17 protein-coding genes are annotated in these 15,010 nt (G+C 38.4%); 6 read left to right on the top strand and 11 right to left on the bottom strand.

Annotation, left to right across the window (positions count from 1 at the left end; all coding sequences use genetic code 11):
• Positions 1–44 precede the first annotated feature (44 nt).
• From accB to ABR854_RS16210, 7 genes are all read right to left on the bottom strand, one after another.
• Positions 45–530 (bottom strand): acetyl-CoA carboxylase biotin carboxyl carrier protein, encoded by a 486-nt coding sequence (gene accB / locus ABR854_RS16240; protein WP_350266527.1) that lies wholly within the window; start codon positions 528–530, stop codon positions 45–47.
• Between the two features lie 210 nt (positions 531–740).
• A complete protein-coding gene (gene efp / locus ABR854_RS16235; RefSeq protein ID WP_350266525.1) occupies positions 741–1,313 on the bottom strand; it encodes an elongation factor P in 573 nt (190 codons plus the stop codon).
• A gap of 58 nt (positions 1,314–1,371) precedes the next feature.
• Positions 1,372–2,037 (bottom strand): hypothetical protein, encoded by a 666-nt coding sequence (locus tag ABR854_RS16230; RefSeq protein WP_350266523.1) that lies wholly within the window; start codon positions 2,035–2,037, stop codon positions 1,372–1,374.
• A 102-nt stretch (positions 2,038–2,139) separates the two neighbouring features.
• Entirely contained in the window at positions 2,140–3,129 is a 990-nt protein-coding gene (locus ABR854_RS16225) for a beta-ketoacyl-ACP synthase III (RefSeq protein ID WP_350266522.1), read from the bottom strand.
• 126 nt (positions 3,130–3,255) lie between these two features.
• A complete protein-coding gene (plsX, locus tag ABR854_RS16220; protein WP_350266520.1) occupies positions 3,256–4,197 on the bottom strand; it encodes a phosphate acyltransferase PlsX in 942 nt (313 codons plus the stop codon).
• A 116-nt stretch (positions 4,198–4,313) separates the two neighbouring features.
• Positions 4,314–4,505: a 50S ribosomal protein L32 gene (gene rpmF / locus ABR854_RS16215; RefSeq protein ID WP_188770167.1), complete on the bottom strand. Its 192-nt coding sequence runs from the start codon at positions 4,503–4,505 to the stop codon at positions 4,314–4,316.
• A 106-nt stretch (positions 4,506–4,611) separates the two neighbouring features.
• The gene (locus ABR854_RS16210; protein WP_350266517.1) at positions 4,612–5,154 is read right to left on the bottom strand and encodes a YceD family protein; all 543 of its coding nucleotides are present in this window, start codon (positions 5,152–5,154) and stop codon (positions 4,612–4,614) included.
• 63 nt (positions 5,155–5,217) lie between these two features.
• On the opposite strand from ABR854_RS16210, the gene ABR854_RS16205 reads away from it, so the two are divergent.
• Both ABR854_RS16205 and ABR854_RS16200 read left to right on the top strand, forming a co-directional pair.
• Positions 5,218–5,847, top strand: coding sequence for a phosphatase PAP2 family protein (locus tag ABR854_RS16205; RefSeq protein WP_350266516.1), 630 nt, complete (start codon positions 5,218–5,220; stop codon positions 5,845–5,847).
• Positions 5,848–5,903: 56 nt separating this feature from the next.
• Positions 5,904–7,691 carry an acyl-CoA dehydrogenase gene (locus tag ABR854_RS16200; RefSeq protein WP_350266515.1) on the top strand — a complete coding sequence of 596 codons (1,788 nt, stop codon included), beginning with the start codon at positions 5,904–5,906 and terminating at the stop codon, positions 7,689–7,691.
• Between the two features lie 106 nt (positions 7,692–7,797).
• On the opposite strand, the gene ABR854_RS16195 is transcribed toward ABR854_RS16200, so the two are convergent.
• Positions 7,798–8,211 (bottom strand): DoxX family protein, encoded by a 414-nt coding sequence (locus ABR854_RS16195; RefSeq protein ID WP_350266513.1) that lies wholly within the window; start codon positions 8,209–8,211, stop codon positions 7,798–7,800.
• Positions 8,212–8,373: 162 nt separating this feature from the next.
• Between ABR854_RS16195 and ABR854_RS16190 the strand changes: the two genes are divergently transcribed.
• A complete protein-coding gene (locus ABR854_RS16190) occupies positions 8,374–8,826 on the top strand; it encodes a hypothetical protein (RefSeq protein WP_350266511.1) in 453 nt (150 codons plus the stop codon).
• Between the two features lie 42 nt (positions 8,827–8,868).
• Here ABR854_RS16190 and ABR854_RS16185 read toward each other — a convergent pair whose 3' ends face one another.
• Positions 8,869–9,579 carry an outer membrane beta-barrel protein gene (locus ABR854_RS16185; RefSeq protein WP_350266509.1) on the bottom strand — a complete coding sequence of 237 codons (711 nt, stop codon included), beginning with the start codon at positions 9,577–9,579 and terminating at the stop codon, positions 8,869–8,871.
• Between the two features lie 269 nt (positions 9,580–9,848).
• Positions 9,849–10,865 carry a UDP-N-acetylmuramate dehydrogenase gene (gene murB, locus ABR854_RS16180; RefSeq protein ID WP_350266507.1) on the bottom strand — a complete coding sequence of 339 codons (1,017 nt, stop codon included), beginning with the start codon at positions 10,863–10,865 and terminating at the stop codon, positions 9,849–9,851.
• A gap of 89 nt (positions 10,866–10,954) precedes the next feature.
• Between murB and ABR854_RS16175 the strand changes: the two genes are divergently transcribed.
• The 3 genes from ABR854_RS16175 to ABR854_RS16165 all read left to right on the top strand — a co-directional run bounded on the left by ABR854_RS16175 (position 10,955) and on the right by ABR854_RS16165 (position 13,686).
• The gene (locus ABR854_RS16175; protein WP_350266505.1) at positions 10,955–11,917 is read left to right on the top strand and encodes a fibronectin type III domain-containing protein; all 963 of its coding nucleotides are present in this window, start codon (positions 10,955–10,957) and stop codon (positions 11,915–11,917) included.
• A gap of 307 nt (positions 11,918–12,224) precedes the next feature.
• The gene (locus tag ABR854_RS16170) at positions 12,225–12,653 is read left to right on the top strand and encodes a hypothetical protein (protein WP_350266503.1); all 429 of its coding nucleotides are present in this window, start codon (positions 12,225–12,227) and stop codon (positions 12,651–12,653) included.
• A 217-nt stretch (positions 12,654–12,870) separates the two neighbouring features.
• Positions 12,871–13,686: a group I truncated hemoglobin gene (locus ABR854_RS16165; RefSeq protein WP_350266501.1), complete on the top strand. Its 816-nt coding sequence runs from the start codon at positions 12,871–12,873 to the stop codon at positions 13,684–13,686.
• A gap of 79 nt (positions 13,687–13,765) precedes the next feature.
• Here the strand turns inward: ABR854_RS16165 and fabV are convergent, their stop codons facing one another.
• Positions 13,766–14,956, bottom strand: a complete 1,191-nt coding sequence (fabV, locus tag ABR854_RS16160) for an enoyl-ACP reductase FabV (RefSeq protein ID WP_350266499.1) — start codon at positions 14,954–14,956, stop codon at positions 13,766–13,768.
• Positions 14,957–15,010 lie beyond the last annotated feature (54 nt).

Raw genomic sequence — 15,010 nt, 5'->3', positions numbered from 1 at the left:
AGAAATCCAGTTGGGATACATCTTCAAACTCACTTATTTTCAAATTAGTTTGGCTCAACCAAGAACAAAGGCTGGTCGAACTCTACTGGAGTTGCGTTTTCAACCAAAACTTTAACGATTTTACCAGAAACTTCTGATTCAATCTCGTTGAATAATTTCATTGCTTCAATGATACAAACCACTTTTCCTGTTGATACTTCATCGCCTACTTCAACGAAGTTAGCTTTATCTGGGCCAGGCGAGCGGTAGAATGTACCAATCATCGGTGATTTGATGGTGATTAAGTTGCTTGCTTCGGCTGTTGGTGCAGGAGCGGCTGCTGGAGTTGCAGGAGCAGCTACTGGTGCAGGTGCTGGAGCAGCAACTGCTGGAGCTGGAGCAACATAAGCAGGTTGTGCTTGAACAGCTACTGGAGCAGCATTTGAATAACGCTTAATAGCAAGTTTCAACTCCGAAGTTTCGATGTTTACTTCGTCTAAGCCTGATTGAGATATAAAATCTATTAGTTTTTGGATGTCTTTTGTTTCCATGAAGGGTATAAGATTATTCGTGGTTTTTGAGTATTTACCGTACAAATGTAAAAAGAAAGACGATACCTACAAAGAAATAAGAAAAGCAGAAATATGATTTCGGAGCTACCTAATTCTTTGCTACTTTTCAAATCTTTGAAGATATCGTCTATGATAATATTTCGTTTTGAACATTCAAAAAGAGCTTTTAGAGATAAGTTAAGTTATTGCTTATCTGCCTTCTTTTACTCTTGAATCGTATTCGTAAGTGTTCGTATTTACACGAATCAATTCATCGTTTTCGATGAAAAGAGGCACTTTGATGGTTGCACCAGTCTCAACTGTTGCTGGTTTGCTTGGGCTGGTCGAAGTATCGCCTTTCAAACCTGGCTCGGTGTAAGTTACACGAAGTTCAACGTATTGAGGAAGCTCAACACTAAGGATTGTCTCTGTTTCGGCGTGAACCAATACCGATACCGCTTGGCCATCTTTCATCAAATCGGCTTGTGGAACCATTTTCTCGTCGAGATTAAATTGCTCGAAAGTTTCGGTTTCCATGAAATTATAGCCATCCTCATCTTTATAAAGGAACTGAAATTCTCTTTTTTCGATACGAGCGGTCGTAACCGTTACGCCTGATGTAAATGTATTATCAATTACTCTGCCTGTTTTGATATTTCTCAACTTTGTTCTTACAAAAGCTGGGCCTTTACCTGGTTTTACGTGTTGAAATTCTACGATTGAGTAAAGGTCATTATTCCATTCCAAACAAAGACCATTTCTAAAATCTGCTGTTGTTGCCATTACTAAATATATCTTAAATTATTTATTCGTAAGTAATTAATTATCAACCAATTATAAGTCATTTCTCAAAATTAAAAGTGAGATTTATAAAAGGGATTGCGTTCATGCGATGGCCAAAGTTTCCTAATTTCTTAATTTGCTCTTCGGTGGTTGAGCGTAAGTTTAACATAGTAAATAAGAAACTAACCCCTGCTTTTATCGTTATTTCTTCTCTGATTCGGAAACCAATATAGACCTCATTATTTGTGCTGCCAGCACTGCCAAGTGCAAAGTTGAATGTTGTTGGTTTGACCGACAGATTTTCAGTTGAGCCAGTGTAATTACTGATAGCTAAAGAATCTTTGCTTTTTCCGAAAGTCAGTCCTATCAAATCAATATTGAAACCTGCCACAATTTTATTTCCGTGATATTCGGCTATAATTGGAGCATTGATAATCACCATATTTTCACGAGTCAAGGGAGTAATCGTTGACGATAAATATGGTTTTTTCAGGCCTGTAAATGTATTTTCTTTGGCCGAAAATACAGTCATTCTAATTCCTGAGCCTATTGAAAATTTATAATTATTCCCAAAAAAAACTTGCTCTCCAAAACTTGTAGTTGGAATAAACTGACCACTACTAAAAGCCCCACCCAAAGAAAATACTTGACTGACTTTGGCCCTTTGAGCTGTTACTTTTGATGAAAGAAAACAAATAATACAGAATAATATCAGTTTTTTCATTGCTTTATAGTTGTGTTTTATACTCAAATATGCTTGTAATGATTTGAGTACTTATACTAAAAAACAGCTATTGTGCTAATATTCAGGGCTTTGCAGATAAAATCAATCAATTGCCCATTTTACATAAGCTGCTCCCCATGTGAACCCTCCACCAAAAGCGGCTAAAATAAGGTTATCGCCTTTTTTGATCTGTTTTTCGTAATCAAATAAACATAATGGAATTGTTGCAGCAGTTGTATTACCGTATCTTTGGATATTGAGCATTACTTTCTCATCACCAATCCCCATACGGCGAGCCGTGGCATCAATGATACGTTTGTTGGCTTGGTGTGGAACTAACCATGCTACGTCTTCGCCCGTAAGATTGTTTTTTTCCATGATTTCGGCCGAAACATCTGCCATATTAGTTACGGCAAATTTGAATACAGATGGCCCTTCTTGGTGAATATTGTGCCATCTATTATCAACGGTTTCGTGACTGGCTGGGAAACGACTTCCACCACCTTTCATAATTAAATGATTTTCGCCAGTACCATCTGATTTCAAGATAAAATCCATTACACCTTCATTTTCGGTAGTTGGTTCGAGCAAAACAGCTCCTGCACCATCACCGAAAAGTACACAAGTCGTACGGTCGGTATAATCAACGATTGCCGACATTTTATCAGCACCAATAACGATTACTTTTTTGTGTCTGCCCGATTCAATAAATTGCGATCCTACAGAAAGTGCATACAAAAATCCCGAACAAGCCGCCAGAATATCAAAACTACCAATACTTGGAATACCACATTGGGTACAAACCAAATTGGCTGTCGAAGGGAACATGTAGTCAGGTGTTACCGTTGCACATATTACCAATTCAATATCTTTAGGATCAGTTCCTGTTTTTGCAAGTAAGCCTTTCACCGCTTCTGAGGCCATGTATGAAGTTGCCAAACCTTCTCCTTTCAAAATATGGCGTTCTTTGATACCAGTTCGAGTTGTAATCCACTCATCGTTTGTATCAACCAATTTTTCTAAATCTTCGTTGGTCAAAATATCTTCTGGCACATAGCCATGAATACCAGTGATAGCTGCTTTTAATTTCATTTATATATAGGGTCTGAACCGAAAAGGTACTGACCGTTTAGTTAAGAGGTAAATTTTAAAAACTTATTTCCAATGAAAAAAAGAAAGGGCAAACCATAGGTAAAATACCTGCGGCACTGACCGTTTTTAGTCCTCGTAAGATTCGATAATATGTTCGGTTACTTTTGATTCTACTTGGCGAATAGCCAAGAAAATCATATTTTTAATAGCTTCGGGCGATGAAATTCCGTGTGCTACAATTACATTGCCTTTGATACCAATAATCGGGCTTCCACCACTAACTTCGTAGTTCATACGGTCGATGAGGGGATCTTTGATACCTTTTTCGGCGGCGTAATCGTAGAACGACTCACCCATTTTGAAGATAACATTTCCTGTAAAACCTTCGGTCACGATTACATCAGCTTTTCCATCAAATAAATCACGTCCTTCTACGTTTCCGACAAAGTTGATTTTTTTGTTAATTTTCAATAATTGATGAGCAGCTTGTACAACCGTCGAGCCTTTTTGTTCTTCTTCTCCGATATTGAGAAGAGCAACTTTAGGATTTTCAATTCCGAATGAGAATTTTGAATAAAGCGAGCCAAGTTCGGCAAATTCGGCCAAAACCTCGGGTTTGCAGTCAGCGTTAGCACCAATATCAAGCATCAGGCTATAACCGCCATTTTTTAGGGGAAGAAAACCCGCAATGGGTGGGCGTTGGATATTTCCAACGGTTTTAACTGTAAAGAGTGAACCTACCATCATAGCACCCGTATTTCCGGCACTACAAAAAGCATCGACTTGTTTCTCCTTTAAAAGTTTAAACCCAACTCCAATGCTGGAATTGGGTTTCTGAGAAAAAGCCCTTGTAGGATGTTCACCCATCTCGATAACATCGTCAGCATTAACCATTTCAATAGCATGAGCAGGATATTTCATCGTTCGTAAAATATCAAGCATTATGCCTTGTTTGCCAATCAACACCAGTTTTACACCTTCGGGTAATTGGTTGGCGGCCATGACAGCACCTTCGACGATAGCTTTGGGAGCAAAATCACCCCCCATAACATCTACGGCAATTTTCATAAAAGCAATCTCTTGGTTGAGTAAATATTTGTTTTTGGGTAACGGCTACTGGCGTGTATTAGGTGCTATGCACGTAATTTATTAGGTAAGTAACCAGTATCCAGCCACAAGTATTATTAAGCTTTTTGGTAGCCTTCAGCAACTAATTTGCCTTTATAGAATAAGTTACCTTCAAATACGTGTGCACGGTGACGAACGTGAATTTCGCCAGTAGTAGCATCTACCGATAAGGCTTTAGTTGATAAAGAATCGTGCGTTCTACGCTTATCTCTTCTTGTTGTCGAATGTCTTCTCTTAGGATGTGCCATTTTACTATTAACAATTAACTATTTACAAAATTTATATATCTGAATTAATCTGAGAAAAAGAATATTTGCTCGAAAGCCAATTCTTAATCGCTGCGGCGAACCGCTCTTAATTATTCATTCTTAATTTATTTAGAGCCGCCCATCTCGGGTCGATTTCTTGCTCTTTTGGCTCATCGGTTGGCTCTTCTTCTTTTTCGGAAGTATAAACCAATAAACCCTCTTCTTCAATATCTTCATCTCTGAATCTTGGATGTAGCTTCTTCATCGGAAGCGAAATGCCAATAAAATCATAAATGTGTTGTGCAATATTGATAGTGTCGGCTCCGTAAGGAATCATCTCGATTTCGTCGGTGATTTCTTCATAACGGTCGCCAAATTTATAAATATATCTTTCCTCAACCTGCACTTCTTCATCAAATAATTCGAGACTTCGGTCGCAAGTCAATTCGACGGTTGCCGTAATATCGAAGTCCAACTGGATCAAGGCTGAATTCTTGTTGAGTCTTACGATGGCTTTAAAATTTCCCTTCGTAATAAAACTCTGCTCGAAAGCCCAAAAAAACTTATCATCGCCCTCGAATTCAAACGTATGAACCTTTTCTTCGAGTCCTTGAATGTTAATGTCGTATTTTGATAGTATCTTGCCCACGTTTTCACAGAAAGGTTGCAAATTTACGGCTAATTTTGGAATTACGAAAGTTTCTTAGAGAAAATGCTTAAAATACTTACTAATAATCGTTTATTTTTCATTATTTTCTTCGTTTGGGTGATTTTAGGGTCTATTTTACAGCTACTTTTTTCACCAACCGAGATAATGTTTTGGATAAACCAGCATCATAACTCTCTTTTAGATAGTTTTTTTTACTATGTAACACTGCTCGGCGAGGACACAATTTGGCTGGCCTTATTTCTTCATTTCGCTTTTGAAAAGTATATAAAAGGAATAGAGAATAATCAAGCGATAAAAGTACTTCTAATAACTTGGCTATCAAAAGTTTTAGTGTCGGTTTCGTTGAAAAATATCTTTAATTTTCCACGACCGATTGAAGTTTATCAACATTCAGACCAAGCTATTCACTTGGTCGATGGCGTAACGATGCACCATTGGCAAAGTTTTCCATCGGGGCATACCATGACGGCCTTTACTTTTGCGTGTGTATGCTTGTTTTTGCAGAAAAGAACTTCTCCCGCAATCATTGCTTTGATTATTGCTATGCTCGTGGGCTATTCTCGAATGTACCTTTTTCAGCATTTCCCGAGAGATGTCTTTGCGGGTAGTGTCTTGGGAGTTGGTGTTTCCATAATTGTATTCATCCTATCAAATAAAAAGATTACCACATAGACACAAAGAACACAATAGTTTCACTTCGTGTCTTCGTGATAAAAAAACTAAAAACCATGTTTTACTCAAAACGAGATTTACAATTTCAATTATTTGAAGTACTTGATAGTGAATCACTTACCAAGTACGAATATTTTCAAGACCACAACCGAGAGTCGTTTGATATGGTGCTTGAGGCTGCCGAAGGCATTGCCACCAAAATGATGCGTCCACTTCTGACCGAAATGGACAGAAAAGAGCCGCAGTTAGTCGATGGCAAAATCAGAATTCACGAAGGCATGAAGGCAATCATCAAAAAAATGGGTGAAGATGGCTGGGTAAATGCCGCCTTTCGCTACGATGAAGGTGGTCAGCAATTGCCAACTACGATTTTGAATGCTGCTGGATTTATCTTTCAAGCAGCCAATTATTCTTCGAGTATTTTCTCGTTTATGAGTGGCGGTTCGGCCAATTTGATTCGTACTTTTGGTTCGCAAGAATTGATTGATAGATTCACACCCGATATGTATTCGGGTAAGTGGCAAGGAACAATGGCTTTGACCGAACCTGATGCAGGAAGTTCACTTTCTGACATCTCAACGAGTGCCGAACCAACCGAAATAGAGGGAGTATATAAAATAAACGGACAGAAAATCTATATTTCGGCGGGCGATCACGATGCTTGCGAAAACATCGTTCACCTCATGCTTGCCAAAATAAAAGGCGGGCCGATTGGAGCAAAAGGAATTTCACTTTTCGTAGTACCACAGAAACGCCCCGAAAATGGAGAACTAATTGATAATGATGTAATTACGGCTGGAATTTTCCATAAAATGGGCTACAAAGGAGCTCCGATTGCTCATTTGAGTATTGGCTCGAATGATGGTGCTTTGGGCTACTTGGTGGGCGAACCACACAAAGGTTTGAGTTATATGTTTCAGCTCATGAACGAAGCTCGAATTAGTGTTGGTTTGAACGCTACTGCAATCGGTACGGCATCCTACTACACTTCGTTAGCCTATGCAAAAGAGCGTCCGCAAGGCAGAAAGATTTCGGAGAAAGACCCTACGAAGCCACAGACCACCATTATCAATCATGCTGATGTGAAAAGAATGTTGTTGTTCCAGAAATCAGTTGTTGAAGGTTCATTAGCTTTACTTTTATACTGTAGTAAATTATCAGATTTGATTCACGTAGAAGAAGGTGAGACAAAAGAACGAGCCAATTTGCTGCTCGATTTGCTTACGCCAGTGGCTAAATCGTATCCATCGGAAATGTGTTGCCTTTCGACGAGTGCAGCCGTGCAGGTTTTGGGAGGAGCTGGTTATACGACCGATTTTACGGTCGAGCAATATTATCGTGAGGCACGTATTCACCCCATTCACGAAGGCACAACTGGTATTCACGGACTTGATTTATTGGGTCGAAAAATTACGATTCATAACGGGAAAGCTGCTCAGATTTTCTTTGAAGAAGTAAGCAAAACTGTGGCAAAAGCTTCTGAAAACGAAGATTTGCAGCCTTTTGTAGAAAAATTACAAAAAGCACTCGCTAAAGCCCAACAAGCCACAGGCTATTTACTCGGTTTGGCAGGAAAGGGAGAAACAGAGAAGTTTTTAGCCGATGCTACGCTTTATCTTGAAATGTTTGGCATCATCACGATTGCTTGGCAATGGCTCAATCAAGGAATTGTGGCGAAAGAAAAACTAAATGATGCCCACGAAGCTGACCAAAATTTCTATCAAGGAAAATTGGCTACGATGAGGTATTTTTATGAATATGAATTAGTAAAAGTAGATTCGCTCGTAAAACGCCTACAAAGCACCGATAGCGTGACGATTGACATGCAAAGTGATTGGTTTTGAACTTCGATTTCGCTCAGCCATCGTTAATTTCGGTATTCGTTTTATTGGGCGGTTGAGCGGAGTAGTTTTCGGTGGCTTCGGCTCCGCTCAGCCACCGAAAAAACGTTTATCCCACCAGAGCAAAGGTAAATAATCCAAAAGCCATCAATAAGAAATATCCTACCAATGAAGCTGCTCCAGCATAATCTTTAGCGATACGTTGGCCTGTAAACAAACACAAAATAGAAAGAAGCGATAGCTCTAAGCCAAGAATCGCAAAGTCTTTTTGTCCTTCGATGAAATAGAAAATAGCTCCAAAAAAAGAAGCCAAGCCAGCTAAGACTTCCAATATTGTAATGATTACGAATAAAATTCCCGAAAAGGAATTGAAAAACGTTTTGGCAAAAACACTCTGAATGTATCCTTTATTGCCTTTGAAATCGAAGACTTTATCGAAGCCAGATTGGAGAAAAAGTACGCCCGCAAAAAGCGAAATAAGCACCTGAATAACTTTTAATAAGGTATGGTCGAAAATGTGCATAGTTTTTAAGGGTTTAGTTTTTGACAAAGATAGAAAATAGGCTTACAATTATAAGTAACACGTAAACATAAATAAAGTTCTTGTTTCAGATCCGAAATATTATTTTGAAATAATCTTGATTTTTTATTATTTCGTCAGATTATCCAAAGAAAATTTTGATTTATGGATTACTTCATACCCTCCAAGCAAGCCGAATTCGACCACATTATTGAAGGTTTTCGCTCGAAAGCCCTTCCCGCCAAAGAGTGGACTCACGAAGCTCATTTGATTGCTGGTCTATGGCACGTAGCCAATTTTGATTACGAAGATGCTCTCGTGAAAATGAGAGAAAATATTAAAACCTATAACGAAGCAAGTGGCGGACAAAATACCGATTCGAGTGGTTACCATGAATCTATTACGGTATTTTGGGTGTGGCTTTTAAATGAATTTTGGCAAAGAAATTCGACTGATAATCAAAATTTTGAGCAAGTTTGCAATGCTTTTTTGAGAAGTAAGTATTGCAACCGAAACGCTGCTTTTACCTTTTATACTCGTGAAAAACTACTTTCCCGTGAAGCTCGGTTGACTTTTGTAGCACCCGATATTCAGGCCTTTGATTTTGATATTTTGTAGAGACGTTGCATGCAACGTCTCTACGCCGAAATTGCATTAATTTCACAAACGAATCCCGAATGAAATGGCATTACCATTGATAGGGTTATTGTCTTTGAAAAGTGGGGTGGCTTCGTAGCGAGCAAAGATAGCAAAACCTTCACGACCTAATTCTGCGGCAAATCCGTAGTGGAATTTATTGAGATTATAAGCACTTTTGAAGTGTTCTTTTGCTCCAGTTTCTTCTTTAGTTTTTACATAGCTGCCGATTCTCGCACCACCGTAAGCACCAACTCCAAGACTCCATTTACTTTCTTTAAAGCCAAACTGCAACATCATCGGAATATTGAAACTCGAAACCACAAATTTCGATTTATCAAGGTTTTCTTTTACATCCACAAATCCTGCACCGTTGGCGGTATTTACCAAGCGAATGTTCTCTTTCATCATATAATTGTTCCAAGCAAACTCAAAGCCTGTTCCGAGAGCCACATCTACATGATTACCCGTAATTAGGCGATGGTTTTTCTTCCAGTTTAAGGCTACATATCTCGAACGTACATTATCAAGCTCAGGCAAGTTTTTTGTTTCGTAGGTGTTTAGCCCAACATACAACCCAAAGTCTTTGCGAGAAAACATATTGTGTTTCTTTGGTGAATAATGCGATGATTGTTTGTATTCTCTCGAATCGTTTTCATCGTCTTGGGCAAATGCACCCGAATTTACAGTGATAGCTATAGCTAAAGCAGCGATTGTTTTTACAAGCGTTTTCATAATTATAGTTTTTGCGGCAACCCGCATTCAGAATGTGAATGATTATTTTGTGTCGGATGGCGATGGAAACCTTTGTCTATTTTCTCTCGCTCATCGAGCTATGTTTGAAAAACTGCTGCAGTAGTTTTTGAAAATTTGCTTTTCGTAATGAAGATGCAGAAAATGGATGAGAGGGTTGCAGAGAAAAATAAAAAATCTGATAATTAAGCAGGAAATAAATTACAAGATCTTGATTATCAGATTTTTATAAACGAAAAATATTTTTATTTTCAGATAAAATTAACCTCAGCAGAAAGCTGAATCCCAAATTTTTCTTTGACTGATGCCTGTATTTTTTGTGATAAATCTCTGATTTCTTCGCCTTTACCTCCACCGTAATTGACCAGTACCAAAGCCTGTTTGGCGTGTACTCCCACATTGCCAAAACGTTGACCTTTCCAACCTGCTTGCTCAATTAGCCAACCCGCAGGAACTTTCGTGGTGATTTCGTTGACGGGGTAAGAGGGAATCGTTGGAAATTGTGCTTTCAGAGCCTCAAATTGCGTATTCGGAATCTCAGGGTTTTTGAAGAAACTTCCCGCATTGCCAATTTCGGCTGGGTTGGGTAGTTTACTTTGGCGAATATGAATCACGGCATCGCTGATAGCTTTGATACTCATTTCGGTTACTCCCATTTCGGCCAAAGTATCTTTTATTGCACCATATTCTACATGAAAAGTTGGTTTTTTGCTGAGTTTGAAAGTGACATTGAGAATAATATATTTGCCTTTGGCTTCGTGTTTGAAGATACTTTCACGGTAGCCGAAATTACAAGTGGCTTTATCGAAAGTTCTGATTTCACCAGTTTCGATTTCCAAAGCTTCTAATTCTTCAAAAACTTCTTTTATTTCAATACCATACGCACCAATATTTTGCATAGGAGCAGCACCGACCGTTCCTGGAATCAGTGATAAGTTTTCCATTCCTGCATAATTTTGGTTGACGCAGTGCATCACCAAATCGTGCCAAACAACGCCAGCACCTGCTTTTATCCAGATATTATCTTCGTTTTCTTCTACAACGTCAAAGCCTTTGATAGCTATTTTTATCACTAAACCATCAAAGTCTTTCGTGAGCAGCATATTGCTTCCTCCTCCCAAAATCAAACGTTCAGTTGATTGATAATCAGGATTTTGCAAGATTTCTTTTAGTTGCTCAATATTCGAAACTTCAACAAAATATTTAGCTGTTGCTTCGATTCCGAAAGTATTGAATGGCTTGAGTTGTACATCTTTTTGAACTATCATTAGGCAATAAGAAAGAAAGAGGTTTGTTAGAAAAACTCGTCAAAGTTAGCGATTTTTGTAAGATAAACGCAAACCAATCAATGCCGACTGTGAAACATAACTTTATAAAGATATTCCTGTTTTTAAGCATTTGCCAAATGCTGGGGTGCGGACGAACGATTATTGAAGATCCTATTCCATCTTTTACGCCTCCTGCCCTTACCTCAATAGAAATTTTGCCCAATAATCGGGTAAAAGTAAATTGGTATTTTGATACTTATCAAGAGCCACTCGTAAAGGGTTTTCGTATCGAACGCTCCGAAAATAACGGTGGTTTTCAAGTACTTTCTGATGATATTACGCCAAATCAACGTTCGATTGAATTGGCCGAACCTTTTCGTGGTGGAAAAGTTTCGTTTCGCTTATTGAGTAAAACAATCAAAGATACCGTAGTATCTACGATTGTGAGCTATTATGCTCCTGCTGTGGCCACTAACGCCTTTTGCTCGGCAGTTTCGGCTACTTTGCTACAAGGTGTCGATAAGCCCAATGTTTATTTATCATGGAAATTAGAGGCAAATTCGGCCAATTATGCTGGGAATTATATCGTTCAACGCTCGGTCGGTAAAGCCGCTTTTCAGACGATAGGCACAACTCGAAATCCATTTTTTTTAGATACAAACACTGAAGTTGGCGTCAATTATAGCTATGTCGTGCGACTGGCTACAACCAATTGTGCTTCCAACGAAGTACCGATTACAGTCAATAACCATTCGGTAGGACTTTGTCCGCAGAATTTTAAACTTAATTTTCTTTCTGGAAGAGATAAAAAATCGGTGGTATTGAACTGGGATGCTCAGTTGGCCGACTTTGCAAAGTTTTATGTTTTCCGAAAATCATCTGAGTCGGACGTTTTTGAGAATCTCACCCCAACAGGAATCCGAACAACGGTTTTTGAGGATAAGACCGAATTGAAAGCCAAAACGAGCTATTTCTATAAAATAAGTACGCAAATCGACTCTCAACCACCCAGTAATTGTGAAACTTTGGTGCTTGAAATTAAAAATTATTAATTTTTTTTAAAATTGCTTTGCTGTCTTATATTTTTTCTCGAAAATGTGCTATATTTGCATTACCCTATTCAACCTAACTCTTTTTTCGCTTCGGCGATTGTTCAACCCAACCTATTTCAATTGATTTGTAAGATATTTGAAATAAGTTCATCGTTCAAACCCGATAAAAAAGGTAGCAAACTAAAATTTGCTACCTTTTTTTGTACCTATGTTCAAGCTAAGTTTTTTTAATTCTTTTAATAAATAAATCCAAACTATCAGATTGTTCGTAAATGGTTTCAGGTAACAAAACAAATCTTATACGACAATGAAAAATTTTTTTCTCAAATTCGCCAAAGTGACAGGAGTGATAGCTCTTACATTCTTTGTCTCGATGTTGGTTTGGGCAAATTGGGAAGAGCCACCGCTTTCAGAAAAACTTGATTTAAAACCAATACACTTAGCTGTATTTGATTTAGACAAGGAAGTAAATGCAGCCGATAGCTCACTCATTTCGCAAAAACTTACTGGCACAAAAGGCGTAACGGCCTGTACTGTAAATCCACAATTCAAAACTGTAAGTGTGACTTTCTACGACGATGTGATTTCAGAAGAAACGCTCAAGTCGGTTGTTCAACAAAAAGATGTTGTGGCCTCAAAAGTAAACTTTGCCACAATGGATGGCCCTAAATGCCCCGTCCCGATGGAGTATATTGATTTCTTTACGAATATGAAAAAAACGCTTTGTTTGAGATAAACGGAAGGTTTTTCAAAGAAAAACAATATCATAAACCGAAATAATTTCTTTCAATCAATTCGGTTTCTTTCCCAAAACTTCTTTTTTCGATTGTTATCGCAAGTGTATTTTTTGCGTAGGGACTTTTTATTTCCTTCTATTTTTCAAAGAATGCATCTGTGACATATAAAGCTGTGAGTACATTTTTAAATTTTAAACTATAACCAATTTTTCAATCATGAAAAAAAGTATTTATTTATTGCTGGCAGGTGCTTTGTTTTTCACCTCTTGCAAAGAGACAGTGGAAGAACCACCAAAATCGTTGTATGAACGTTTGGGTGGAAATGGTGCGATTTCGGCAGTAATTGACCAGTTTATTGCGAATGTTGCGGCTGATACTCGTATCAATGTGTTTTTTGCTGATGCTGCAGCCGACCCAGCTCGTTTGGCTAAATTACGCAACAACCTTATTAATCAAGTAGGACAAGCAACGGGTGGACCAGAAAAATATACTGGTCTTGACATGAAAACTGCTCACAAAGGTATGAACGTACAAGAAGCAGATTTTAATGCATTGGTAGAAGATTTATCGAAAGCTCTTGATAAATTTAATGTTCCAATGACTGAAAAGAACGAATTATTAGGTGCATTGGCAACAATGAAAGCTGACATCGTGGAGCCAAATGCTTCTTTGTATGCTCAGTTAGGCGGAAATGCCGCAATTACGGCAGTTGTCGACCAATTTATTACGAATGTAGCGGGAGATGCACGTATCAATGCGTTTTTTGCTGCTGCTGCTGCTGACCCAGCTCGTTTGAATAAATTGAAAATGAACTTGATAAATCAAGTTGGACAAGCAACAGGTGGGCCAGAAAAATATACTGGTCTTGACATGAAAACTGCTCATAAAGGCATGAAAATTACAGATGCACATTTCAATGCCTTAGTAGAAGATTTAGATAAGGCATTGATGAAATTCAATGTAATATCGAAGCCAAGACGTGATTTATTAGGAGCATTAGGTACTATGAGAGCCGACATTGTTGGTCAATAATTAATTGGTTGTAGGACTTCATAACAAAAAGGCGAAGATTTCTCTTCGCCTTTTTTGTGTTTATTGATAGACTGACTTCTTAAACTAAGCCATCTATTTCAACTACTTCATTTACATCTGCTTGATAATCAACACCTTCAAAGCCAAAACCAAAAAGATTTAGAAAATCTGATTTGTAGCCATTCAAATCACCAATTACTGGAAGGGTTTCAGTGGTTGCTTGTTCCCACAATTCAGAAACTTTTGCCTGAATATCATCAGCCATTTCTAAATCATCAATTCTGATTCTGCCTTTTTCGTCAGTTGGAATTGCTTGACCTGTGTAAAGACGCTCCTTAAACAAGCGAACTATTTGCTCGATACAACCTTCATGAACGCCTTTTTCTTTCATTTTTTTGTACAACAATGAAATATATAAAGGAATTACTGGAATTGCCGAACTCGCTTGCGTAACCAAAGCTTTATTAACTGATACATAAGCTTTTCCGCCGATGCTATCTAATTTATCAGTAATCTTGAAAGCCGTTGCTTCCAAATGGTCTTTTGCACGACCGATTGTTCCTTTGCGATAAACGGCTTCGGTCAATGATGGCCCGATGTATGAATAAGCAATCGTAAGAGCATTTTCTGATAGAGCGTTGGCTTCGGTAAGGGCATCAATCCACATTTCCCAGTCTTCGCCACCCATTACGGCTACTGTGTTTTCGATGTCCTCGTCAGTGCAAGGAGCAATCGTAATATCAGTAACATTTCCTGTGTGGAAATCGACTGTTTTATTGGTAAAAGCATTGCCGATTGGCTTCAAAACCGAACGATGCAATACTCCCGTAACTGGATTTGTGCGTACTGGCGATGCCAAACTATAGATAACCAAATCAACTTGGCCTAAATCAGCTTTGATTAATTCGATTGTTTTATTTTTTACTTCCGTAGAAAAGGCATCACCGTTGATACTTTTGGCATAAAGACCCGCTTTTTCGGCTTCTTGCTGGAAAGCGGCACTATTATACCACCCTGGTGAGGCGGTTTTGCCTGGTGCAGGAGCTTTTTCAAAAAAGACACCTATTGTAGCGGCATTCGAGCCGAATGCACTTGTAATTCTTGAAGCAAGACCAAAACCTGTTGAAGCCCCGATAACTAAGACTTTCTTTGCTCCATCAATTGGCCCTTGTGATTTTGTAAACTCAATTTGATTTAAGATGTTTTTTTCGCAACCTTTTGGGTGTGCGGTCAAACATATAAACCCTCTCATTCTTGGTTCTATAATCATAATTTTATTTTTCTTGTATAAATGCCAAAGGTACGAAGTTTTCTTATATTTTTT

The sequence above is a fragment of the Emticicia sp. W12TSBA100-4 genome (assembly GCF_040253585.1).
GTDB lineage: Bacteria > Bacteroidota > Bacteroidia > Cytophagales > Spirosomataceae > Emticicia.
Note: the sequence above shows the minus strand (reverse complement) of the source record. Positions and strands in the feature narration are given on the sequence as shown.

Coding starts and splice junctions, on each gene's coding strand:
- accB (WP_350266527.1), bottom strand. CDS start 530: ATGGAAACAAAAGACATCCAAAAACTAATAGATTTTATATCTCAATCA.
- efp (WP_350266525.1), bottom strand. CDS start 1,313: ATGGCAACAACAGCAGATTTTAGAAATGGTCTTTGTTTGGAATGGAAT.
- ABR854_RS16230 (WP_350266523.1), bottom strand. CDS start 2,037: ATGAAAAAACTGATATTATTCTGTATTATTTGTTTTCTTTCATCAAAA.
- ABR854_RS16225 (WP_350266522.1), bottom strand. CDS start 3,129: ATGAAATTAAAAGCAGCTATCACTGGTATTCATGGCTATGTGCCAGAA.
- plsX (WP_350266520.1), bottom strand. CDS start 4,197: ATGAAAATTGCCGTAGATGTTATGGGGGGTGATTTTGCTCCCAAAGCT.
- rpmF (WP_188770167.1), bottom strand. CDS start 4,505: ATGGCACATCCTAAGAGAAGACATTCGACAACAAGAAGAGATAAGCGT.
- ABR854_RS16205 (WP_350266516.1), top strand. CDS start 5,218: ATGCTTAAAATACTTACTAATAATCGTTTATTTTTCATTATTTTCTTC.
- ABR854_RS16200 (WP_350266515.1), top strand. CDS start 5,904: ATGTTTTACTCAAAACGAGATTTACAATTTCAATTATTTGAAGTACTT.
- ABR854_RS16195 (WP_350266513.1), bottom strand. CDS start 8,211: ATGCACATTTTCGACCATACCTTATTAAAAGTTATTCAGGTGCTTATT.
- ABR854_RS16190 (WP_350266511.1), top strand. CDS start 8,374: ATGGATTACTTCATACCCTCCAAGCAAGCCGAATTCGACCACATTATT.
- ABR854_RS16185 (WP_350266509.1), bottom strand. CDS start 9,579: ATGAAAACGCTTGTAAAAACAATCGCTGCTTTAGCTATAGCTATCACT.
- murB (WP_350266507.1), bottom strand. CDS start 10,865: ATGATAGTTCAAAAAGATGTACAACTCAAGCCATTCAATACTTTCGGA.
- ABR854_RS16170 (WP_350266503.1), top strand. CDS start 12,225: ATGAAAAATTTTTTTCTCAAATTCGCCAAAGTGACAGGAGTGATAGCT.
- ABR854_RS16165 (WP_350266501.1), top strand. CDS start 12,871: ATGAAAAAAAGTATTTATTTATTGCTGGCAGGTGCTTTGTTTTTCACC.
- fabV (WP_350266499.1), bottom strand. CDS start 14,956: ATGATTATAGAACCAAGAATGAGAGGGTTTATATGTTTGACCGCACAC.